This is a genomic window from Glaciimonas sp. OK215 (assembly GCF_057787885.1).
In genome coordinates, this window is sequence record NZ_CM173544.1 from 2,462,027 (window position 1) to 2,482,854 (window position 20,828).

A 20,828-nucleotide genomic window follows, 5' to 3' on the forward strand; every position below is an offset into this window, starting at 1 on the left:
AGAGGCGAGCCTGCAAATCACGGAAATTCGTGTGCATTATATATCATAAAATTGTGCCCATTGCCTTGCAAAGCCCGCGCATCCTCGTGTTCTTCCTTGGACCATCGTCATTCGCCAGACGCTCGATCTGCACGTTAAACCAGGGCAACAGGTGAAAGACGTTCAGCGAGGATTGGCACACAAGCGCTTCATCGGCGTCGAAATATCATCAAAAACATCCCTTGACAAACACCATACGACAACTATAATTGTCCAACAAACGACAACGTATGGTGTCGTTAATTCGACAATGCAAATTGTCATTTTAAAATTCTCTTGGGGTAATTATGAAAATATTAGTAACTGGTGCGACAGGCTATATCGGAGGGGCAGCTGCAAAGGCGCTTCTGTCGGGCGGTCATGAGGTGCTGGGTCTGGCAAGATCGGAGGCGTCCGCAGCGAAGCTTCGCCAAATTGGAATCAGGCCAGTGACAGGCGATTTCACCGATCATGCAAGTCTCGGTAGCGCCGTGTCCAATGTCGACGTAGTCGTAAGCACCGCCAGCATCGGTTCACTTGAGGGTGACGCCAGCACCTTTGCCGCAGACCGCGACGCCATTCGCGCCATGCTGGCCGCCTTGCAAGGCTCGGGCAAGACGCTGATCTTCACCAGCGGTTCGGCCGTCGCCGGCATCTTTGCAGGTGGCGAGGCGATTGATACGGTCTTCGATGAAGACTGTGTTCTGCCATTGGCTGATACGGTGTTCGCGCCGGCGTCAGCCAATGTCCATCCCATGCTGGTCGCCGGCTTTGGCGCAGCCATGGCCGCGCGCGTGGAGACGGAGAAAGATGTGCTGGGCGCCTCGGGTATTCGCGGGATCGTCATTCGACCTGGTCTCATCTACGGCGAAGGAGGGAGCTACGATATTCCGAGGCTGATCAGCATGGCCCGGACGCGTGGCGTGGCGCCCCATCTGGGATCTGGCGCCACGATCCATGGCTTCGTCCATCTGGCCGACCTGGCCGAACTCTATCGGCTCACGGTCGAGCGTGCGTCCGCGGGTGCGGTTTTGCATGGCGTCGCAGGCGAGATTAGCCAACGCGATTTAGCGGCCGCCGTCAGTCGCATGATTGGTGCAGGAGACCGCACAGAAAGCCTCACTTTAGAGCAAATGTACGAAGTTGGAGGCGCCGGCGCCATCAGCCTGTCCCTCAGCAAGCGCTTGTCATCCGACAAAACCCGCAGCACCCTGGGCTGGTCCCCAAATAAAACGGAGATTCTCCACGATGTGGAGTTTGGTTCTTATGCGTCCTGATACTAAAGCCATGCCTGCTAATACCAACCGAGCCGCAATCTTAAACAGTCCTTTAACGCTGCCATGTGGGGTGACGCTTTCGAACCGCCTCGTCAAGGGTGCCATGTCCGAGTTGGTGGCCGACGCGCAGAATCGCGCCACTGACGCACACCAGACCCTCTATCGATCCTTCGCGGGAGGCGGTCTGGGCATGCTGCTGACCGGTAATGTTCAGATAGACCATCGGCATCTCGAACACGGCGGAAACGTCGTCATTCAAGGAGCGCAGGATGCCCATCAGTTGAGCAGGCTGAGGGCTTGGTCGTCCGCTGCGAAGGAGCAAGGCGCGCAAATCTGGATGCAGTTGTCGCATGCGGGACGCCAGACTCAGAAGTCGATTAACCCTGCGCCGAAGGCGCCGTCGGCTGTGCAGGTCTCGTTGCCGGGTAACAAGTTCGGCACGCCTGTGGCGTTGACCGAGGCGGAAATCCTGGATTTGATTCAGCGTTTCGCTCATGCTGCTGCCGTCGCCCGCGAGACTGGGTTCGATGGCGTTCAACTTCACGGTGCGCACGGTTATTTGCTATCACAGTTTCTCAGTCCGCTTTCCAACCTCCGCACCGACCAATGGGGCGGCTCGCTCAAGAACCGGTCAAGGTTTCTGCTTGAGGTCATCGCTGCCGTTCGCTCAGCTGTCGGGCCGGACTTCCCGATCGCCGTCAAGCTCAACTCCGCCGACTTCCAGCGCGGCGGCTTCAGCTTCGAAGACAGCCAGATCGTCGCAGGCTGGATGGACGAGGCTGGCGTGGACCTGATCGAGATTTCCGGCGGCACCTATGAACAGCCGAAGATGGCCAACATCGAAGGGATGGAGCCGGCGTTCGACCCTACGATCGCCAAATCGACGCGCGATCGCGAAGCGTTCTTCGCGCGCTTTGCGCCGGAAATGCGCCGTAACGTTAAGCGCGCCAAGCTGATGGTCACCGGCGGCTTCCGCAGTGTCGAGGGGATGGCTGACGCCATTGCCAACGACGGAATCGATCTGATCGGCGTGAGTCGGCCCCTGTGCCTTTATCCAGATGCGCCAGGTGCCTTGTTACGCGGTGAGCTTGATCAATTTGAGCCTTGGGAGCATCGGCTTCGCCTGGGGCCGGGTCTATTGGGTCCAGCTTCTCCTATTACGCTCATCAAGGCGATCAACGGGTTCGGTACGATCAACTGGTACAACGAGCAGCTCATCCGAATTGCCGGCGGGCAGGGGCCGGATCCCCGGATGAATTTCTTCCGTGCGTTTATACGAGGGGGCAGCCGCGAAAAAAGGGTCGCGCAAGCGCTCCAATCCGAGAAAGCATGAAGCCGTAATGCATTGACTCACCTGTTGCAACTTTTGCGTGCCCCGGCAGTTTGTCCGCCGGGGCGCTGAAAGCACTGGCAGAACATCAGAGCCGAAAAAGGTCCTCAACAAATTCGACGAATGCCTTGATCTTGGCGGGACGATGGTGCTTTTGCTGAAATAGAACGGAAACATCCGGTCCCGCCGGTGACCAATCTTCCAAGATCGGTACCAATAGTCCTGCGCGGATAGAAGGCATGAGCGAGACGGACATATGCTGCACGATGCCGCACCCAGCCTTGGCGGCTTCAATCAGCGACTCGACGTGATCCATTGCCACTGCCGCTTGCGGAATGTGTACATGTTTTTCATCCTGCTTTTCGAATGTCCATGGCCGCACCTGGCGCGACTTGGGATTTAAAAAGCTGAGACAGGCATACTCCGTCAATGTCTCAGGCGTCGATGGCCGGCCGTGCTGCTGGAGAAATGCAGGAGAAGCACAGCAGATGTAGCGGGTCTTGCAGACGCTCTTTGCGATCAGATTGGAACTTTGCAGTTGTCCGATACGGATCAACACATCGATGCCTTCGTCCACCATGTCAACCATGCGGTCTCCCACCGTCATCTTGAGCGAGATATCCGGGTAGGCGGCGACGAAGCGGGGCAGGGCGGGCGACACATACAAGCGACTGATCACACTCGGCATATCGACGCGCAGACTTCCGCTGGGCGTCTGCTTTGAATGCATCAGATTGCTTTCAAGATCGCTCATGTCGCTGAGCAGTTGCAATGCCTGCTCATAACATTGTCGCCCTTCCTCGGTCAACGACATGCTGCGCGTCGTGCGATTCAACAGTTTGATATGGAAGCGGGTTTCAAGCGAGGATATCTGATTGGTGACGGACGAAGTAGAAATGCCCAGCTTGTCAGCGGCTTTACTGAAACCGCCTGATTGGACGACGCTGCAGAAGACTTTCAATGCATCCAGTCGATCCATGATTACTTCCAATTTAATAATAAACAACGTGCGCCCGACATCGCGCCACATGTCTTGTACTGCATCTTCTTACCTCAATATCCGACGCATATTAGCACAGAGAAAACAGGTCAATTCTGTCAATTCACGCAAGTCGATTGTTCACGGTTTCTAAATACTGCATCCCGCATTGCCCTGTTTTTCTGTCGGAGCGAAGCGCCTAAACTTCATTCCATCGATGAGCAGTCCCCACAACAGAAACACCCGAGGGTAAGGCCCACGAAACCGGCGGTATTGCGCCGTCTTACATCATTAAATAAGGGAACTACATCATGTCTACCGACACTTCAATGCAAGCACTTGTCCTCAATCAGTTCGATACCCCTATGGTCTTGACCGAAATCGCACGTCCAGTGGCAGGTGCCGGGCAGGTCCTGGTGCGGATCGTTGCCAGTGGGGTCAATCCGCTTGATACCAAAGTCCGTCAAGGCAAAGCCGCACACGCCCAAAGACAGTTGCCGGGCGTATTGGGCATGGATCTGGCCGGCGTCATCGATGCTGTCGGGCCGGGCGTCAGCAATTTCAAACCGGGCGATGAAGTGTACGGAATGACCGGCGGTATAGGTGACCTGCAAGGTTCTCTCGCCGAGTTTGCCGCCGTGGACGCTGACCTGCTCGCGATCAAGCCCGCCAACATCACGATGCGTGAAGCAGCGGCGCTGCCTCTGGTGTTCATCACCGCCTGGGAAGGTCTGGTCGATCGCGCGCATGTCCGCGCCGGCCAGAGAGTTCTGGTGCATGGCGGGGCCGGTGGCGTAGGCCATATCGCGGTACAGATTGCCCGTGCGTTTGGCGCCGAAATCTTTGCAACCGGAAGTGCTGGACAAAAGGAAATCATCGAAGGCTATGGCGCCACCGCCATCGACTACCGCAGCGCTACAGTCGAGCAGTACGTCGCGGACCACACCGGCGGGGAAGGTTTCGATATCGTGTATGACACGGTAGGTGGCGAGACACTCGATGCCTCGTTCAGTGCGGCACGCCGTTACCACGGGCATGTGGTCAGCTGCCTCGGATGGGGGGCGCACAAATTGGCACCGTTATCGTTTCGCGCAGCAACGTATTCGGGCGTCTTTACGCTGCTGCCGATGCTGACCGGCAAAGAACGCGCACATCATGGCGACATCCTGCGTGAAGCAACGAAGCTGGTCGAGTCGGGAAAATTGAATATCTTGATGGATCCGCGCCGCTTTACGCTCCAAACCGTGCGTGACGCGTATGAAGTGGTCGCAAACGGGACAGCGAAAGGCAAGATCGTAGTTGATATTGCGTAGGCTGGGATTGCATCCCAGCCTACTTTTCAAATGTGCTCCACCGGTCACTCGGGATAATCAGTGTAGCCGCGCTCGTCGCCGCCAAACAGCGTGTCAGGGGCGAACGCAGCGAGCGGCAGATCTTCAGCCATGCGCTGCGGCAGGTCCGGGTTAGCTACGAAAGGCCGGCCAAAGGCGACCAGGTCGGCATAGCCGTTGCCAAGTACCCAGTTCGCCCGATCAAGATCGTACTTGCCGGCCACGATGATTGGCCGCTGGAAGCGGGCACGGATGTCGGCCCTGAAAGACTCGGTAAACTGCGGTGCGTCGTCCCAGTCTGCCTCCACCAGATGCAGATAGGCGATGCCCACCGTCTGCAGGAACGCGGTGGCTTCAAGGATCGTGGGCAGGATGTCGGGACAGGCCATGCCGCGCGCCGTCAGGAAGGGCGCAAGCCGGATAGCGGTGCGCTCGGCTCCGACCTCTTGTGCGACGGCGGCGACGACTTCCTTCAGGAAGCGCAGCCGGTTTTTGCGCGAGCCGCCGTATTCATCGGTACGCGTATTAGCGGTGCTGCGCAGAAACTGATCCACGAGATAGCCATTGGCGCCGTGTATTTCGACACCATCGAATCCTGCCGCGATGGCATGCCGCGCGCCGACGCGGAAATCGTTGACGATACTTTGGATTTCCGTCTTGCTCAGCGCGCGCGGCGTCGGGCAATCCACCATTTCACCCTGGCCGGTGGCGGGATTCACTTTCCAGATCTGCCCTTCGAACGGCACGGCTGAAGGCGCGACCGGCAACTCGCCGTTGTGGAAGTCCGGGTGCGACATCCGCCCAACGTGCCAGAGTTGCAGAAAGATGCGGCCGCCTTCGGCGTGCACGGCGTCCGTGACCAGGCGCCAGCCAGCGATCTGATCGTCACTATAGATGCCGGGCGTGAAGGAATATCCTTTGCCCTGCGGCGAGATCTGCGACGCTTCGGTGACGATCAGCGCGGCCGATGCGCGCTGCGCGTAATAGCGGGCGTTCGTCGCATTCGGCACGTCGCCGGGCTGGGTGCTGCGCGCGCGCGTCATCGGCGCCATCACGACGCGGTGAGGAACCTTGTGTCCGGCGACCAGGGTCGGCGTGAACAGCGGCGAGGGTCTGGTCATGGCAGATTCCAGACGGGAGTGCGTTGGTTTGGGGAGAAGTGAGCAATTAAGTAAATTCGTCGATGTCATCGTAGGCTCCATTGGCTCGGTGGGAACCAGCAAGAAGGGAGGGGCTGATTCGGAACCAATAGTGTTGCATACTCGCCTGTAACATGAGAATATGGCATTTTGTAGATGGATTATCTAATATAGGTTGATAATATGCTGGACGATCTCAACGAGCTGCATACCTTCCAACGCATACTCGTCTGCGGCAGCCTGTCGGCGGCAGCGCGCGATCTGGGCGTCGGCCTTGCGGTGGTCAGCAAGCGCCTGATGACTCTGGAAAGGCGTGTCGGACAGCGGCTGATCAATCGCACGACCCGCACGCTGTCGGCCACCGATGAGGGGCTTGCGCTGCTGGCCCATGTCGATCGCGTGCTCGAGGAACTGGCTGCCGCGGAATCACGCATGGCCATCGGCGGCGAAGAGCCCTACGGTCTGCTACGGGTCAGTTCCCCCATATCGTTCGGACGGATTCATCTGGTGCCGCTGGTGGCGGAATTGGTTGACCGCTATCCGAAGCTTGATGTCGAACTGAGGCTGGACGATCGCCTCGTAGATATGACGTATGAGCGGATCGATGTGGCAGTCCGCATCGGCCAGCCGCACGACAGTAGCGCGATCATGCGCAAGCTTGCGGATAATCACAGGATCCTGGTCGCGGCGCGCTCCTATCTTGATCGGCATGGCGAGCCGCAATCCATCAACGATCTTGCGCGCCACCTCTGCCTGCGCTATGACGATCGTGCTATCCCTTGGCGGCTCGAGAATGGCAGGGCCGAAGTCGTGCAGTTCGAGCCGCAATCCAGGCTGCTGGCCAATAGCGGCGATGCTGTGCAAGACTGGGCGATTGCCGGCCATGGTGTGATGCTGAAGTCCGAGGTCGACGTGGCGACGGACCTCGCCACCGGGCGCCTGGTACATATCCTGCGAGATTGGAAAAGTGCGGCCGCGCCTATTTATGCACTACTGCTTTCAAGACGCCATATCGCCACCAAGACGCAAGCTTTTCTCGATGCGGTTTCCATCAGGCTGAGTTTGGCCTGAGGCTGAGGAGGAGGGTGCTGCTACTGGTACGCCGCGACCATTGGGGCGTTACGTTCTAATCAATTTGATGGGATAAGGATGATTGTCGATTTTGCGTCGCTGCGTTAGCGCGGATGCCGATGGCAAATGCAGTTTATGTTGTAGCGTTGAAATGACCCAGGGTCCTGGTACGACAACTATCGTTATCACTTTACATTACAGTAGTCGTTGTCGTATTATCTGCCGAGAAGCGTGCAGCCTGTTGCTTGCGCAAAGATTCGGGTAATACGATGAAAAGTTGGTCTGCTGACAATCCCAAGGCTTCCCTGATGATGCGGAAGCGGACCGCAATCGTGGATGCTGCCAAGAATGCATTCCTCGAAGGCGGTTATGCCCAAACGTCGATGGACCGCATTGCCGCAGCGGCCGGTGTGTCGATCAAGACGGTTTATCGTCATTTCGAGAATAAGGATGATCTGTTCAGTGCGGTGATGCAGGTAGCATGCGGTCCGAACGGTTCGGAAGGACTGGAACTTGCGCCCCAAGAGAAGGTAACGCAGCCCGAGCGGCCCTGGTTCTCTGCGCCCCCGCGGACCGCACTTGCGCTGATCGGCGTCGAATATCTGCGACATGCGCTTTCAAAGGAACAGCTGGCGCTATATCAAGTCGTCACCCGGGATGCGCACCGTTTCCCCGAAATCGCTCGGCGCTACCACGACGAGGTGATCGAACAGCGTAATACCCTCTTTGCCAGGTATCTGGACCATTGGGCGCCTTTGGAAAAATGGACGGTCAAGAACAGCCGCAATGCAGCGTTCATCTTCTCGGCACTTCTACGGGCCGTACTCTTCGACGACGCCCTGCATGGTTTGCGTCAACCAGACGACTCGGAGATTGCAGATCACGCAAGCGCTGCTGCGGCTAGTATGTTGATTCTCCTTGCCTCCGGCACCTTGTAACTATCAGATCGATTTTGGCGTGCTGGGAGATGAGATAGCTCGTCCCGATGTAGCTAAATACTTCTAAGCACGCCAAGTACAGACCAGACGGATCTCGTGCAGCGATCAAATTCCGCTTCCCCCCCCCCATCTTATCGAACAGCACATAGCCTCAATCACACCGTCCACGGCAAGAAGTCCGGCTTTGTGTTCGCCTTTCCCCTAGCAGCTTGGCTGCAACAAACAGGATTGCTGCTTTCCGCTAAATCTGCGCTTTTTCGTCGCCCAAATTGAGATTAATGAGTTATGATACCTATAGGTATCTGAAAAACACTTAGAATTTAAACTCTTGCACTCAACGTCCCATCAGAGGAATCGAGTGCTAGCTTAGGAGGCAGGCATGAGTAGATTAAACGGGAAAGTGGTATTGGTGACGGGTGCGGCAAAGGGCATCGGAGCGGCAATTGCTGCGGCGATGGCATCGGCGGGAGCACGCGTCGTGCTCACAGACATTGATCTCGATGCTGCCGATTTGCTGGCTGGAAGCCTGCGTGCCGAGGGACGGAGCGTCATCGCCTTGCGCCACGACGTTTCAGATGACGCCCATTGGGCGACTGTCATGGCCGAGACGCAACGCGAGTTTGGTTCGCTCGACGTGCTGGTGAATAACGCAGGCATCCTGGTTGTCCAGTCTATCGCCGAGATGAGCGTCGAAGCGTTTCGCCGGGTGTCGGCGGTGAATACCGATGGGGTCTTCCTCGGTATCAAGTACGCCTTCGCGGCCATGGGCGAACGCGGCGGTTCAATCATCAATATGTCTTCCATCGGCGGCCTGATCGGCGCCGCCAATCAGATCGCCTATTGCGCATCGAAGGGTGCGGTCAGGCTGATGACCAAGTGCGCAACGATCGAAGCTGCGACGCTGGGGCTGCCAATTCGCTGCAACTCTATCCATCCGGGCGTGATCAACACGCCCATGACGCAGGCCCATTACGGTTTCGGCGCGGGAATGGGCACCGAGGATCTCTTCAGCGGCCTGATTCCCTCGGGCCGACTTGGGGCGCCTGTGGACGTGGCTGCCGCCGCCGTGTATCTCGCATCCGATGAGTCCTCCTATGTCAATGGCACCGAACTGGTCGTCGATGGCGGTGTCATGGCAGGACCGGTCCGCAAACCACAAACGCCACATTAATCGGCCCAACTAAGTTATTCAGCAAAGCCAACCGGCGCCGCGCAGGTCGTCGGAAGGCCTTCGCTCGATCTCAATTTGGCTGAATCATCTGGAGACGCTGAAAAAGGTCACTGACGAAGTATTCTTCATTCCCGGTGCCGATCGCGGCAACATGAAGTCGCTGTGGACGCCGAACGTGCTGTGGCAGGAAGTGACCGAAGACGGGTTTGCCGTCGGCCGCATCATTCCCGACGGCTTCGATGCATCGCCGGGGAAGCTGGCGCAGGTGCGGCTCAATGTACAGCGTTCGGGTCGCATCGGCAGCCTGGTGGCAGGCGATCAGAAGTCGGCTATCGTGCTGGTGCCGTTGCTCGAACATGATCCGCTCACCGGAAAAAAGCTTGATTACGGGGAGTTTTCCAGGCGCCTGGAAAAACTGGTTCGCGACAAATACCAAAATGACCATATCGCCATCCATATCACCGGCTTCGCCAAGATCGCCGGTGACCTGATCGAGGGGGCGTCTAACATCGCTATCTTTTTTGCGATCACCTTCGTATTGACGACCCTGCTGCTGCTGGCCTATTCGCGCTGCTGGCGCAGCACGGCGGTCACGATCCTGTGCTGCTCGCTGGCGGTGATCTGGCAGCTCGGGATCGTGAGTCTGCTGGGGTATGGCCTCAATCCGTATTCGATCCTGGTGCCGTTCCTGACGTTTGCCATCGGCGTGAGCCATGCGGTGCAGAATATCAATACGATGGGTGCCGATTGCGCCATCGGCTACAGCCGCGAGGAAGCGGCCCGGCGCACATTCCGGCTGCTATTCATTCCGGGTTCGATTGCGCTGCTGTGCGATGCGGTCGGCTTTTCGACGATGATGGTGATCGACATCGGCGTGATCCGGGAGCTTGCGATCAGTGCCAGCATTGGCGTGGCGGTTATCATCTTCACGAAAATGTTCCTGCTGCCGGTACTGATGTCCTATGTCGGCGTGTCCAGATGGTGCCTGCGTCATCAGCGCAGCAAGGCTGCCAGCAAACATCGGGTAGCGCGCCTGTTCTCGCACGTAGCCGAACCGAAGGTGGCGATCGTCGGCCTGCTGTTGTCAGCGCTGGTGTTTGGCGGCGCGTGGCACCTGCGACAGGACCTTAAGATCGGCGATCTCGATCGCGGCGCACCGGAACTGCGGGAAAACGCACGCTATAACCGGGACAATGACTTTATCGCGCACCACTACTCGACCAGTCCCGATGTGTTTGTTGTGATGGTCAAGACCAGGCCGGGAGAATGTGGATCGTATGTCGTCAGCAGCGCCATTGAGCGGCTCAAATGGGATCTTGAAAACACCATCGGCGTCGAGTCGACCTACTCGCTGGTCGATGAAATGAAGAAATTCACCGCCGGTTCGAACGGCGGCGACCTGCGCTGGTATGCGCTTTCACGCAACCGCTTCATTTCCAATTCGGCCTTCAAGGCTATCCCGAGCGAACTGTACAACAGCGATTGCTCGATGGTGCCTGTCATGGCCTATTTGACCGATCACAAAGCCGAAACATTAACGCGGGTCGTTGATGTAGCAGAAAAATTCGCAGCTAAGAACAATGATCAGAATGCGACGTTCATGCTGGCTGCGGGTAATGCCGGGATTGAAGCGGCGACCAATATCGTGATCAAGAAGGCGGAGCCGATGATGCTGGCTCTCGTCTACGGGATTGTCGCCGTGCTGGTGTGGTGGGAGTTCTCGTCGTGGCGGGTTGCGCTGTGCATCATGATCCCGCTGTACATCACGTCGGTACTTTGCGAGGCGATCATGGCCCGGCTCGGATTGGGGGTCAAGGTGGCGACCCTGCCGGTGATTGCGCTCGGCGTTGGAATAGGGGTGGATTACGGCATCTATATCTATAACCGCATCGAGAATTTCATGGCTGAAGGGCTGGCTTTCAAGGCAGCGTATTTCGAAACCCTGAAGACCACCGGCGCTGCCGTGACGCTCACTGGAATAACGCTGGCATTGGGCGTGGCTACCTGGACTTTTTCGGATATCAAGTTCCAGGCCGATATGGGCCTCCTGCTGGTGTTCATGTTCCTCTGGAACATGGTTGGCGCCCTCCTCATGATGCCCGCCCTGGCGCGGCTCGTCGTCGTGCCGGCGCATCGGCATACCGGCTGCGTCGCCAAAGAATGCGGTGCGAACTCAGCCGCATTCTGACAATGACGAATCAATGACGAAACAATGACGAAACAATGACGAATAAGAGGACTGATTCAAAATGGCAAGATGCAGCAATGGAAAAGCGCTCCAAACCCGCGACCGGATTATCGATGCGGCAGAGGATGTATTTCATGCCAAGGGCGTATCGAGCACCTCGCTGGCCGACGTGGCGGACGTTGCCAATGTGACGCGCGGCGCGATTTACTGGCATTTCAAAAATAAGGCCGACCTGTTCGATGCTATGTGCCAGCGTATACGCCTGCCGATGCCAACGCTGTGCGCGACGATGAGCGAGGAAGCGGCCAGCGACCCGCTGGGCGAGTTGCGAGCGACCTGCCGCTTCCTGTTTCGCGAAACGATGAATAACCCGCACTACAACAAGGTGCTGGATATCCTGATTCATAAATGCGAATTCGTCGATTCATTTGATTCAATTTTGATCAGGCAGGAGGAGCGGATGCGGCAATGGGATAGCAAAAACAAACTGTTGCTCTCGAATGCGATCACGACAGGGCAACTGCCGGCCACGCTCGACCTGCGTCTGGCCAGCATCATGCTGCATTCGATGACCCGCGGCCTGCTGACCAATTGGTTATTCGCGCCTGATAGTTTTGACCTGGTCCAGGAGGGCGAAAAAATCATTGAAGCGTATATAGAAACGCTGCTCGTCACATGCACCTTGCGGGTTGCAGCTGGGGAGTTGCATGTTCGTTCGACCCATACTTGCGCCTAACGGCAACCCATCTTAATAGTGAAGCAGAAAAGCAGAGCGGTCGCGCTGAGGGCGCGGATAGCAATTATTGAAGTCCCATATTCCTGGATGCCATTCCCGCGATTTTGGTGACCAGCGAGCGCGGCAGGAATCTGGGTAGTAACGTGCCCGCTCGCACGCTCAGCCGGGTAGGATAGGCGACGCTTTTTCCTTGATCGAATGCTGCAAGCGACTTTTGCACCACCGACTCTGAACTGTCCATGTCCTTCGAAGACAGCTTGGTTGTGGTTCCGGCAAAAAAATTGGTGGCTGTCGGTCCGGGACACACGGCCATCACATGCACACCGTCAGCGGCCAGTTCGTAGTTCAGCGCTTCGCTGAAATGGAGCACGAAGGCCTTGGTTGCCGCGTAGGTAGCCATCGCGGGGAGCGGCTGAAAACTGGCGTTGGAGGCAAGATTGATGATGCCTCCCTTGCCACGGCTTTTCATGGCTTGGCCTAGCAGATAACTGAGGGAGACGAGCGTCTGTACATTCACCTGGATGCTGCCTTGTTCCTTCTTCAATTCGTGCGACAGAAAATTGCCGCTCAAGCCTAAGCCTGCGTTATTGACGAGCAGGTCCACCTGGATGCCGCGGCGCTCAAGTTCGGCAGCAATCCAGTCCGCGGACTCTGGATCAGCGAGGTCGGCATTGAGTGCAGTGCATTGAATTCCGTATTTGGCAGACAAGCGTTGTGCCAGGCTATCCAAGGCATCCAGCGAACGTGCAACCAGCACAAGGTTCATGCCGCGCGCGGCAAGATGCTCAGCGAAGACTTCGCCGATTCCTTTGGAAGCCCCAGTGACCAATGCAGTCGACCCATGATAATTAAACATTTTCATTTCCTTTGTAAAGTAAATAGAGAGAACGGAGCAGCTACCGTCGCTAGCCGCGATGCGGCGCGGCTGATGGAATGTCCATGCGCGCGGCGAGCCAGGTGACCGCTAGTGCTACTGCGGTAACTGTTGCGGCGACCCACGGCAACAAATCGAGCGCATAACCGCGTTTGGTCACAAGGCCGCCTAGCCATGCTCCGGCCGCATTGCCGAGATTGAAGGCGCCGATGTTCAACGTCGATGCCAGTTGCCGAGCGGCGTCGGCGAGCTTGCCGCCCACGGTGTGACCGATGGAAAATGCGCTGATGGCTAGCGTCAATAAAGGAATAGGCATGCTTCTCTCCGACATTTATATATAGGGGGCAGGCAAGACCGTCACAAATTCAACGACAACACCCGGTTCCAACTCTACGAACAACTGCAATTCGTGCGCCAACGGCACTTCCGCCATCTGATATGGAACGCCATGCACTCGCAGCCGTTCCAGCAGTGCCTCCCATTCGACAGGACTTTCCACGCGGAACGCCGCGTGATCGATGCGTGGCGCTGTTCGCCCGTCCTGCCCCCAAACGGTAGACTTGACCAGATGTATCACCGCACGTCCCCGTGAATACAGCCAGTACCCACGAATGCTGAATGGCGGGCGCTTACCCTCTGTCAAGCCCGCAACATTGCAAAAGAAACTGCGAGCGGCTTCCAGATTGGTGGTGACGATGGTTGCGTGGTCAAGATTCATGGGCGACTGCTTTCGGCAAAAACAAACTGATGGACGCATTATCTGCGTACTGTGTCCATCCGATAATTGGCCTGGTATTTGAATCATTTTCAAATTAAATTGAATAATCAATGGACCGGTTAACCGGCGTATATTCGAATTACGTTAAATTAGCTTGCATAATCCATGGACAATCTGGGGGATATCCGGCTTTTTGTGGAGGCAGCGGACCTGGGGGGCTTGTCTGCCGCAGGGCGCAAGCTCGGCCTCACGCCTGCGGCTGCAAGCGCGCGGCTCGCCAAACTCGAAGACACGCTAAGGACTCGTCTGTTTGAGCGCACGACGCGCCAGTTGCGTCTTACCGACGAAGGCCGCTTGTATCTGGACCATTGCCGTCAAGCGCTTCAGGCGCTTGACGATGCGCATGCGGCGCTACAAACCGGCCGCAATATCGTACGCGGCAAGCTGCGGATTTCAGCAACATCGGACTTTGGCCGCAATCTGCTGAGCGCATGGCTCGACGAATTCAATACACAGTACCCGGACGTAAGCTTCGCCCTGGTATTGTCGGATCGACTATCGAATATGCTGCAGGAAGACATCGATTTGGCGATACGCTTCGGCGTGCTTCCCGACAGTTCCCTCGTCGCGCGGCGCCTCGCTTCCAATCGACGGGTACTGTGCGCATCGCCTGACTATGTCACTCGGCACGGTACACCAAAAGAGCCACGCGACCTGGAAAATTTCCGCTGCATCGTTCACGGGACGGTGGCGGGAGCCATCAACGAATGGCACTTTACACGTGGCGCAGACGTGCAGATCTATATCGTTCCAGCCGAGACCGCCCGCGAAACGAATGACGGTGCAGTTGCGCGCGAATGGGCGTTGCGCGGTCATGGCATTATAGTGAAATCGATATGGGACATCGCGGCGGACTTGCATGCCGGGCGGCTGACGATCCTGCTTCCCGAATGGCGCTGCCCGGAGGCGCCGCTGCACGCGCTGTATCACCGCAACCGCTATCTCACGCCACGTTTGCGTGCGCTCCTCGATTTCCTGATCGAGCGTTTTACGCGGGCGGCAGATGAGCTGCAACCGCTGTTGAACTGAAGGGTAGCCCGGTCGCGTGGATGTTTCGATCTCGGGAGGAGCGGTGCCGGAAGGAATCGCACAAACCGCATCCGTTATCGGTTCAAAATCAACATCGGCACAGCATCATCGGCCGCGAACAAAAACGCATTCTGGCCGTACCGGATCGCAATCGCCTTGGCGGATGCGAAATCGACCCCAAGCACAAGCACGCTCACTTCTTTCGGCCACGCACCGTCGCCATCGCACCCGTAACCAATCAGAGACGTAAATCCGAGCTCCGCCAGCTCGGCTTCGAGCGCATGTTGCGCGGCCGTGTTTTCAGCGTCCGTCACAATGTTGGAAAACGGGTTGTAGGCGGTTAAAAACGCCGACGAAAATCTGTCGTTGTCGAGATAGAGCGACATCAATTCCGGCGAGTATTCGCCGGGATGCATGGTGAAGTTCGCGCGCGGGTCGGCTACGCGGTAGTTGGCGTCGGCGTAAGCTTTGGCCAGATCCGGAGAGATTGCGGAAAGGTTGTTCGTGGTTTGTGTCATTGGGCTTGCGATTCCTTTTCGTGTGCCGAGGTTGATAGTAGATGGCTTCGACAATTGCGCCTTTCGCCTGGATGGCCAGAAAAAATTAACGTAGCCGCGCGACAGTGGCTTCGCCCATGCCCTTGGTGCCGCCCGTGACCAGCACGCGCTGGCCGCAAAATTCGGTTGGATCAATAGAGATCGTTTTGTTAATAGTAGTGTTCATGCCGTAATCTCCAATGCCGAAATACCCGATTCTCCGAGCGTAAAATGAAAGCGCAATAGCAGCGGGCTGCCCGGAAAAGTGCCGGCAACCTGCGCGGTGACGCTGAATTGGCTGGCCGAGCCTGTTGCCTCGCGCGGCGTGATGACGGTCGCGTACTTCTTTTGGGTTTCCTCGTTCCACGCCTGGATCGCGGCGCGGCCGCGCATAGCGCGTCCCTCGTCACGCACTACGGCGTCTTCCGCGAAGCATAGCGCAACGCTTTTGGGACTGCCGTCACTGGCAGCGTTAAAGTAAGCCGCGACAGCGGCCGGTAGGTTGAGCGACATGATGATTCCCCGATGATGAATGGAGATTTCATCATAGTGAAGCCGACTGTAGAGAAAAAGATGATTATGGTACATTCGGCTTGTCCTGCAAGTTCACAGTAAAACCATGGCCGATACCTCCTTCGATGGACTGAAAGCCTTCCTGACTGTCGCCGAGCTGAAAAGCTTCACGGCTGCGGCCGCGCGCCTCGACGTCACCACCACCGCCGTCAGCAAGGCGGTCAAGCTGCTGGAGCTGCGCCACGACGTGGTGCTGTTTCAACGGACCACCCGCCACGTGGCCTTGACCGAAGCCGGCGCAAGCTTGTTCGCCAGCCTGCGCACAGCTGTTGACCAGATCGAGGAGTCGTTCTCGGCCTTGCACGCCGCGCGCGGCCGGCCGAGCGGCACGCTGCGATTGACCATGCCGCGCGCTCTGGGAGCGCTGCTGATCAAGCCGCTTACTCTGCACTATCGACGCATCTGCCCGGATGTCGCGATCGAGATTTCGCTCAACGACAGCGCAGTGGATCTGGTAGCCAGCGGCTTCGATGCGGGTATCCGGCTGGGCGAGGCGGTGGCGCAGGATATGGTGGCCATCCGCCTGACGCCGGACCTGCCATGGTCGGTCGTGGGATCGCCCGACTATTTTGTGCAAGCGGGGCGGCCGGCCACGCCGGAAGATCTGACCGCGCACGAAACGATACGCTACCGTTTCCTCGCGTCCGGCGGATTGCACCGCTGGGCGTTCTACCGGAATGGACAAGCGTTTCAAGTGGAAACCAGCGGCAAGATTATCGTCAACGACACGACCCTGATCCGGGGCTTCGCACGCGCCGGCATGGGCCTGGCCTATCTTCCCGATATGGAAGCCGGCGCCGATATCGACAACGGCCGCCTGGAGCGCGTACTCCAAGGCTTTCTACGTGCCACCAGTGGCCTGTTCATCTACTTCCCCGTGCGCACGCAACATCAGCCAAAACTGCGCGCTTTCATCGACATGGCGGTCCAGGAAGCCAAAACGCTGGCGACCGCTTCCCTGCTCGCTCCCGAATAGCGCCATATAGGCAGCCCTTAACAGGCTCGGTCCTAAAAGCTGCAACCATGATTTGCTTTCGTATGAGTCCAAGTCTCGCGTAAAAGCATGCCCAAGGCGCTGTCCCCGCGCACTCTCCCTGCTGAGATCCGCACCATTCATTCGCGTGGAAGCTTTCTGTATCGGTGCCAGAGCTAACTATTGATCCTGAGCCTCCGTTCGGCCGATATTGTGTATTTCCTTTTGCATGTTCATTCAATCTATTTCAAGCTGACCGCGTGCTCTCGTGAATTGACGAGTCGTCTTAAAAGGAGTCTACGATCGTCCAGCATCGATTCTGAGCCTTCGCTGTGCGCCTCGCTGCAAAGGTCAGCTATGCAGCGTTATGGATAGCTATCCATAAGCAGCGATACCTGTCGTTCGATTTTTTCGGGTGGCCGGCAGCTAACGACTCGTCGCAGATATTCGGTTCTGCCGAGCGACGCATTTCAGACGGAGATGGACGTAATAAACTGGTCCAAGATTGCGATGCTTTCCTCCAGGGCGGTCTGTTCGCTGAGTTCCCAACTGGGAAACTGTCCATCTATATACATTCGCCCCAAGCCATAGACAAGTGCGCGTGCGGCGATTTGATGGCGCCCTACATCTCCCGGGCGTAACAGTCCCATGGCGGAAGCTTCTGCCATCAATGCCGTCATCTTGGTGCGGATCGAATCGTTACGCTCCCGCAGACTCGATCCTTCGAAATCAATAATGGCGCGCGTTGAAATTACCTGGAAATGCGTGGGATTGGCAAACGACCATCGTAGAAAACCAACGCCAATGGCACGAATTCGTAGTAATGGGTTTTCATCAGAGGCGGCCTGCAAAGACAGATCAATCGCATTGCCTAGTTTTTCGATTGCGTCCTCCGCAACTGCGGTCAGCAGCGCAGTCCTGGTAGCGAAATGGCGAAATGGAGCGCCGGCAGAAACACCAACCATCTTTGCGACCTCTCGGACACTCACGGCATCAAGGCCCCGTGTCTCAATCAACTGTACGGCTGCATCTACTAACGCTTTGCGCAAATCGCCGTGATGGTAGGTGTGGCGTGAGCCCAATTTCGCAGGAGCTTGTTCTGACCTGTTGTTCATGATTGTGAGGTATGGGCGACAGTTAAATGTAAATACTGCTTACATCTTAAAGGAGTGTGTTTATAATTACAAATGTAATCGGTGATTACATTGTCATTTCTATCCCTTGGGAAACCTTATGAAACTTCAATTACATACTCTCCATTGCCTTGTTGTCACATGCCTTCTCCTGGATTTCAGCGCTGCCCGCGCCGCCGATCATGATGTCCATTCTCTGCCTGTTATCTCAGGGGAGGCCACTGCAACGCTAATCGTCAATCCGCCATTGGCCACAGCTTTAGCCAGAGGACTGGTGGTGGTGCCATTCCGAACGGAACATCTGAAAATCGTCCCGGTTTATGGCGATGCAGCAATGGCCGTCGCGCCGCGTATCGGGCACCTGCATGTGTCAGTGGATCGCGCGTCCTGGCATTGGCTGCATGCCAGCGACGAGCCCATAGTCGTGCAGGGACTATCGCATGGGCCACATCAGCTTACCTTGGAGTTGGCGGATGCGAATCATCATCCGCTTGCAGCGCAGACTTTGGAATTTATTGTTCCCTAGTAAGGTTTCGGTGGATCGCTATCCTCGATTCAGGAGCATTGCGATCCTCCGCAGTATTGGTTTCAGCCGCATATCGAATAGATTCATAACCGTTCTCATTGGGCCGATTTGCGCCGATTGATGCGATCCGAATGGGATGTGGTGCCGTATCTGCGTTCCGGACGATTGCATCAGGTGCTGCAGTGTTGGCGCCGATGCGCTACTGACCCAAGTGCCGACGCTGGATTGCGCCATCTCAACACCTGGCAATCCCGCCTGCGACAAAGGTTTGCCAGGCTTGGGGCTGGGTCAACGAAATCCCAGCGGGTGGGTCAAAAATGGACCGGTATCAACAGGCGGGAATCGAACCCGTGTCTGCAGCCTAGATCAGGCGCAAAAGCCTATCTACGCGACATTCCCGATGCCGAGGTTCATTTCCTTGACTTCGATGTCGCTAGAGCGCAACTGCGCGGCTGGCCGTTGTTTTCAGCGCATCAATAAATACCTGAACTTTTGCTTGCCGGTGTCGCGTCGGTGGAAATAGTGCGTGAATATCGGCGGTTGGTGCCGCCCACTCCGGTAGCAGCCGCACTAGGCGGCCGGCCTCAATATCCTCGTTGACGGAGAAATCCGTCAGAAGCGCGACGCCGCCGCCTGCCAGTGCAGCCGCATGACAGGCGTATGCCGTGTTGGTGGAAAATCCTGGTGCCGTCATTTGTACCTCGGATTTCTTGCCGTTCGGACCTTCAAGCATAAATGAGAACGGCTGCGGCAACACGGTCAATGCGATGTAGGGTAACTCTGCAAGCGTCTCCAGGGTAGCCGGAATGCCATGTGCTGCGACAAACTGCGGACTCGCAACCAGCCATTTGACGAAGCTTCCGACTCTTGCCGCGCCAATGCTCGAATCGGCGAGTTTCCCCAGACGAACGGCCACATCAATGCCCTCGGCGATCAGGTCAACAAAGTGGTCGTGACATATGAGTTCTGCTTTGAGTGAGGGATGGCGCTCACGCAGTTCGACCAGGATCGGCGCGATCACCATTGCCCCGTAGTCTATCGGTGCGGCGACGCGTAACGTCCCGCGCGGCATTTCGAGGCCGGTTCGCGCCAGAAGTATCGCCTCTTCAGCATTCTTCAGAATTTCACTACTTGCCTCGTAAAAAGCCTGGCCCGCCTCAGTCAGGTTGTGCTTTCGCGTCGAGCGCACCAGCAGGTTGACACCTATCTCCGCCTCCAGCAGTTGCATATGCTTGCTCACCGCAGTTTTCGCAAGGCCGAGGCGTTGCGCTGCAGCCGTCAGCGAGCCGGCGTCCACTACAGCTTTGAAAATAACCAGGCGGTTGAGGTTGACCGCGTTGAGATTGACCATGTCGAGCTTTATCTGATGGGTGGAGACGGCATTGACTACGTATCATTTTTAGCAAGTGTCACGCACCGACACGGGGGATTGTCCATATAAAGTGAACTGTGATTGAGGCTAAGCCCATCTTATCATCGCACCGCGTTGTTACTACACTGGCCTGTATGTCGGGTACTGGCTCTTTAGGCCCGGCAGCCCTGATCACCTACAAGGACTATCGATGAATTCCTCCGCACCTAAAAGCCCAATGCAGTTGTACGGAACACTGCTATCGGGCCACGTACATCGCGTGCAATTATTTCTGAGTCTGCTTGATTTGCCGTATGAATTCATTGCCGTAAATCTCGCTGCAGGAGAACACCGTAGCGATGCGTTTCTGGCACTCAACGCGTTTGGCGAGGTGCCGGTTTTCAAGGATGGCGCGCTTACCCTGTCTGACTCGACTGCCATTCTGGTGTACCTCGCGTCGAAGTATGACAGCAGCGGGCAATGGTTGCCGCGCGACCCGGCGGCCATGGCCGAGGTGCAGCGTTGGTTGTCGATGGCTTCCGGGAAGATAGCCTACGGTCCTTGCGCTGCCCGCCTGGTTACGGTGTTTGATGCGCCGCTTGACCATGATCGCGCGAAGGCGATCAGCGTGACGCTATTCGCCGTACTCAATGTCGAGTTGCAGGACCGCCAGTTTGCGTTGGGTATGCAAGCGACGATTGCGGACATAGCTGCATTTAGCTACATTGAGCACGCACCGGAAGGCGGAGTGTCGCTCGCCCGGTATCCAAACATCCGCGCCTGGCTTGCCCGGATAAAATCCCTGCCCGGCTTTGTGGCGATGCCATCAACCGAGTCCAGGCTTGTCATCGAGTAGGAACGGCAACGACGCCGAAAA

The 20,828-nt window shown here is 57.0% G+C and carries 20 protein-coding genes and 1 pseudogene; 12 read left to right on the forward strand and 9 right to left on the reverse strand.

Annotated elements, in window-relative coordinates; translation table 11 throughout:
• Window positions 1–326: 326 nt before the first annotated feature.
• Together AC3CHX_RS11085 and AC3CHX_RS11090 are read left to right on the forward strand one after the other, a co-directional pair.
• A complete protein-coding gene (locus AC3CHX_RS11085; protein ID WP_488644066.1) occupies window positions 327–1,295 on the forward strand; it encodes an NAD-dependent epimerase/dehydratase family protein in 969 nt (322 codons plus the stop codon).
• A complete protein-coding gene (locus tag AC3CHX_RS11090; RefSeq protein WP_488644067.1) occupies window positions 1,285–2,628 on the forward strand; it encodes an NADH:flavin oxidoreductase/NADH oxidase family protein in 1,344 nt (447 codons plus the stop codon). Before AC3CHX_RS11085 ends, AC3CHX_RS11090 begins: the two co-directional genes overlap by 11 nt.
• Before the next feature lie 85 nt (window positions 2,629–2,713).
• Here the strand turns inward: AC3CHX_RS11090 and AC3CHX_RS11095 are convergent, their stop codons facing one another.
• The gene (locus AC3CHX_RS11095; RefSeq protein WP_488644068.1) at window positions 2,714–3,604 is read right to left on the reverse strand and encodes a LysR family transcriptional regulator; all 891 of its coding nucleotides are present in this window, start codon (window positions 3,602–3,604) and stop codon (window positions 2,714–2,716) included.
• 311 nt (window positions 3,605–3,915) lie between these two features.
• Between AC3CHX_RS11095 and AC3CHX_RS11100 the strand changes: the two genes are divergently transcribed.
• Window positions 3,916–4,917, forward strand: coding sequence for a zinc-dependent alcohol dehydrogenase family protein (locus AC3CHX_RS11100; protein ID WP_488644069.1), 1,002 nt, complete (start codon window positions 3,916–3,918; stop codon window positions 4,915–4,917).
• Between the two features lie 44 nt (window positions 4,918–4,961).
• On the opposite strand, the gene AC3CHX_RS11105 is transcribed toward AC3CHX_RS11100, so the two are convergent.
• Window positions 4,962–6,056, reverse strand: coding sequence for an alkene reductase (locus AC3CHX_RS11105; RefSeq protein WP_488644070.1), 1,095 nt, complete (start codon window positions 6,054–6,056; stop codon window positions 4,962–4,964).
• Between the two features lie 201 nt (window positions 6,057–6,257).
• On the opposite strand from AC3CHX_RS11105, the gene AC3CHX_RS11110 reads away from it, so the two are divergent.
• The 5 genes from AC3CHX_RS11110 to AC3CHX_RS11130 all read left to right on the forward strand — a co-directional run bounded on the left by AC3CHX_RS11110 (window position 6,258) and on the right by AC3CHX_RS11130 (window position 12,178).
• Window positions 6,258–7,145 (forward strand): LysR family transcriptional regulator, encoded by an 888-nt coding sequence (locus AC3CHX_RS11110; protein ID WP_488644071.1) that lies wholly within the window; start codon window positions 6,258–6,260, stop codon window positions 7,143–7,145.
• A 269-nt stretch (window positions 7,146–7,414) separates the two neighbouring features.
• Window positions 7,415–8,083 (forward strand): TetR/AcrR family transcriptional regulator, encoded by a 669-nt coding sequence (locus tag AC3CHX_RS11115; RefSeq protein WP_488644072.1) that lies wholly within the window; start codon window positions 7,415–7,417, stop codon window positions 8,081–8,083.
• Between the two features lie 379 nt (window positions 8,084–8,462).
• Window positions 8,463–9,254, forward strand: a complete 792-nt coding sequence (locus tag AC3CHX_RS11120) for a glucose 1-dehydrogenase (RefSeq protein ID WP_488644073.1) — start codon at window positions 8,463–8,465, stop codon at window positions 9,252–9,254.
• 151 nt (window positions 9,255–9,405) lie between these two features.
• Complete coding sequence (locus tag AC3CHX_RS11125) at window positions 9,406–11,442, forward strand: efflux RND transporter permease subunit (RefSeq protein WP_488644074.1); 2,037 nt, start codon at window positions 9,406–9,408, stop codon at window positions 11,440–11,442.
• Between the two features lie 61 nt (window positions 11,443–11,503).
• Window positions 11,504–12,178: a TetR family transcriptional regulator gene (locus AC3CHX_RS11130; protein ID WP_488644075.1), complete on the forward strand. Its 675-nt coding sequence runs from the start codon at window positions 11,504–11,506 to the stop codon at window positions 12,176–12,178.
• A 64-nt stretch (window positions 12,179–12,242) separates the two neighbouring features.
• On the opposite strand, the gene AC3CHX_RS11135 is transcribed toward AC3CHX_RS11130, so the two are convergent.
• From AC3CHX_RS11135 to AC3CHX_RS11145, 3 genes and pseudogenes are all read right to left on the reverse strand, one after another.
• Window positions 12,243–13,034 (reverse strand): SDR family NAD(P)-dependent oxidoreductase, encoded by a 792-nt coding sequence (locus AC3CHX_RS11135; RefSeq protein WP_488644076.1) that lies wholly within the window; start codon window positions 13,032–13,034, stop codon window positions 12,243–12,245.
• A 49-nt stretch (window positions 13,035–13,083) separates the two neighbouring features.
• Window positions 13,084–13,290 (reverse strand): annotated as a pseudogene (locus AC3CHX_RS11140) (MFS transporter); the annotation flags it as partial.
• A gap of 93 nt (window positions 13,291–13,383) precedes the next feature.
• Window positions 13,384–13,770 carry a VOC family protein gene (locus tag AC3CHX_RS11145; protein WP_488644077.1) on the reverse strand — a complete coding sequence of 129 codons (387 nt, stop codon included), beginning with the start codon at window positions 13,768–13,770 and terminating at the stop codon, window positions 13,384–13,386.
• Window positions 13,771–13,935: 165 nt separating this feature from the next.
• Here AC3CHX_RS11145 and AC3CHX_RS11150 point away from each other — a divergent pair, with 165 nt between their 5' ends.
• Window positions 13,936–14,859, forward strand: coding sequence for a LysR family transcriptional regulator (locus tag AC3CHX_RS11150; RefSeq protein ID WP_488644078.1), 924 nt, complete (start codon window positions 13,936–13,938; stop codon window positions 14,857–14,859).
• 74 nt (window positions 14,860–14,933) lie between these two features.
• Here AC3CHX_RS11150 and AC3CHX_RS11155 read toward each other — a convergent pair whose 3' ends face one another.
• On the reverse strand, window positions 14,934–15,377 hold the full coding sequence (locus AC3CHX_RS11155; RefSeq protein WP_488644079.1) for a DUF3293 domain-containing protein: 444 nt from the start codon (window positions 15,375–15,377) through the stop codon (window positions 14,934–14,936).
• 201 nt (window positions 15,378–15,578) lie between these two features.
• The gene (locus AC3CHX_RS11160) at window positions 15,579–15,908 is read right to left on the reverse strand and encodes a nuclear transport factor 2 family protein (RefSeq protein WP_488644080.1); all 330 of its coding nucleotides are present in this window, start codon (window positions 15,906–15,908) and stop codon (window positions 15,579–15,581) included.
• 106 nt (window positions 15,909–16,014) lie between these two features.
• On the opposite strand from AC3CHX_RS11160, the gene AC3CHX_RS11165 reads away from it, so the two are divergent.
• Entirely contained in the window at window positions 16,015–16,944 is a 930-nt protein-coding gene (locus AC3CHX_RS11165) for a LysR family transcriptional regulator (RefSeq protein WP_488644081.1), read from the forward strand.
• 467 nt (window positions 16,945–17,411) lie between these two features.
• On the opposite strand, the gene AC3CHX_RS11170 is transcribed toward AC3CHX_RS11165, so the two are convergent.
• Entirely contained in the window at window positions 17,412–18,056 is a 645-nt protein-coding gene (locus tag AC3CHX_RS11170) for a TetR/AcrR family transcriptional regulator (protein ID WP_488644082.1), read from the reverse strand.
• Window positions 18,057–18,174: 118 nt separating this feature from the next.
• Between AC3CHX_RS11170 and AC3CHX_RS11175 the strand changes: the two genes are divergently transcribed.
• Window positions 18,175–18,600: a DUF6130 family protein gene (locus AC3CHX_RS11175; protein WP_488644083.1), complete on the forward strand. Its 426-nt coding sequence runs from the start codon at window positions 18,175–18,177 to the stop codon at window positions 18,598–18,600.
• Between the two features lie 433 nt (window positions 18,601–19,033).
• On the opposite strand, the gene AC3CHX_RS11180 is transcribed toward AC3CHX_RS11175, so the two are convergent.
• A complete protein-coding gene (locus AC3CHX_RS11180; RefSeq protein WP_488644084.1) occupies window positions 19,034–19,951 on the reverse strand; it encodes a LysR family transcriptional regulator in 918 nt (305 codons plus the stop codon).
• 211 nt (window positions 19,952–20,162) lie between these two features.
• On the opposite strand from AC3CHX_RS11180, the gene AC3CHX_RS11185 reads away from it, so the two are divergent.
• Complete coding sequence (locus AC3CHX_RS11185; protein WP_488644085.1) at window positions 20,163–20,807, forward strand: glutathione S-transferase family protein; 645 nt, start codon at window positions 20,163–20,165, stop codon at window positions 20,805–20,807.
• Window positions 20,808–20,828: the final 21 nt, after the last annotated feature.

Coding starts and splice junctions, on each gene's coding strand:
- AC3CHX_RS11085 (WP_488644066.1), top strand. CDS start 327: ATGAAAATATTAGTAACTGGTGCGACAGGCTATATCGGAGGGGCAGCT.
- AC3CHX_RS11090 (WP_488644067.1), top strand. CDS start 1,285: ATGCGTCCTGATACTAAAGCCATGCCTGCTAATACCAACCGAGCCGCA.
- AC3CHX_RS11095 (WP_488644068.1), bottom strand. CDS start 3,604: ATGGATCGACTGGATGCATTGAAAGTCTTCTGCAGCGTCGTCCAATCA.
- AC3CHX_RS11100 (WP_488644069.1), top strand. CDS start 3,916: ATGTCTACCGACACTTCAATGCAAGCACTTGTCCTCAATCAGTTCGAT.
- AC3CHX_RS11105 (WP_488644070.1), bottom strand. CDS start 6,056: ATGACCAGACCCTCGCCGCTGTTCACGCCGACCCTGGTCGCCGGACAC.
- AC3CHX_RS11110 (WP_488644071.1), top strand. CDS start 6,258: ATGCTGGACGATCTCAACGAGCTGCATACCTTCCAACGCATACTCGTC.
- AC3CHX_RS11115 (WP_488644072.1), top strand. CDS start 7,415: ATGAAAAGTTGGTCTGCTGACAATCCCAAGGCTTCCCTGATGATGCGG.
- AC3CHX_RS11120 (WP_488644073.1), top strand. CDS start 8,463: ATGAGTAGATTAAACGGGAAAGTGGTATTGGTGACGGGTGCGGCAAAG.
- AC3CHX_RS11125 (WP_488644074.1), top strand. CDS start 9,406: ATGAAGTCGCTGTGGACGCCGAACGTGCTGTGGCAGGAAGTGACCGAA.
- AC3CHX_RS11130 (WP_488644075.1), top strand. CDS start 11,504: ATGGCAAGATGCAGCAATGGAAAAGCGCTCCAAACCCGCGACCGGATT.
- AC3CHX_RS11135 (WP_488644076.1), bottom strand. CDS start 13,034: ATGTTTAATTATCATGGGTCGACTGCATTGGTCACTGGGGCTTCCAAA.
- AC3CHX_RS11145 (WP_488644077.1), bottom strand. CDS start 13,770: ATGAATCTTGACCACGCAACCATCGTCACCACCAATCTGGAAGCCGCT.
- AC3CHX_RS11150 (WP_488644078.1), top strand. CDS start 13,936: ATGGACAATCTGGGGGATATCCGGCTTTTTGTGGAGGCAGCGGACCTG.
- AC3CHX_RS11155 (WP_488644079.1), bottom strand. CDS start 15,377: ATGACACAAACCACGAACAACCTTTCCGCAATCTCTCCGGATCTGGCC.
- AC3CHX_RS11160 (WP_488644080.1), bottom strand. CDS start 15,908: ATGTCGCTCAACCTACCGGCCGCTGTCGCGGCTTACTTTAACGCTGCC.
- AC3CHX_RS11165 (WP_488644081.1), top strand. CDS start 16,015: ATGGCCGATACCTCCTTCGATGGACTGAAAGCCTTCCTGACTGTCGCC.
- AC3CHX_RS11170 (WP_488644082.1), bottom strand. CDS start 18,056: ATGAACAACAGGTCAGAACAAGCTCCTGCGAAATTGGGCTCACGCCAC.
- AC3CHX_RS11175 (WP_488644083.1), top strand. CDS start 18,175: ATGAAACTTCAATTACATACTCTCCATTGCCTTGTTGTCACATGCCTT.
- AC3CHX_RS11180 (WP_488644084.1), bottom strand. CDS start 19,951: ATGGTCAATCTCAACGCGGTCAACCTCAACCGCCTGGTTATTTTCAAA.
- AC3CHX_RS11185 (WP_488644085.1), top strand. CDS start 20,163: ATGAATTCCTCCGCACCTAAAAGCCCAATGCAGTTGTACGGAACACTG.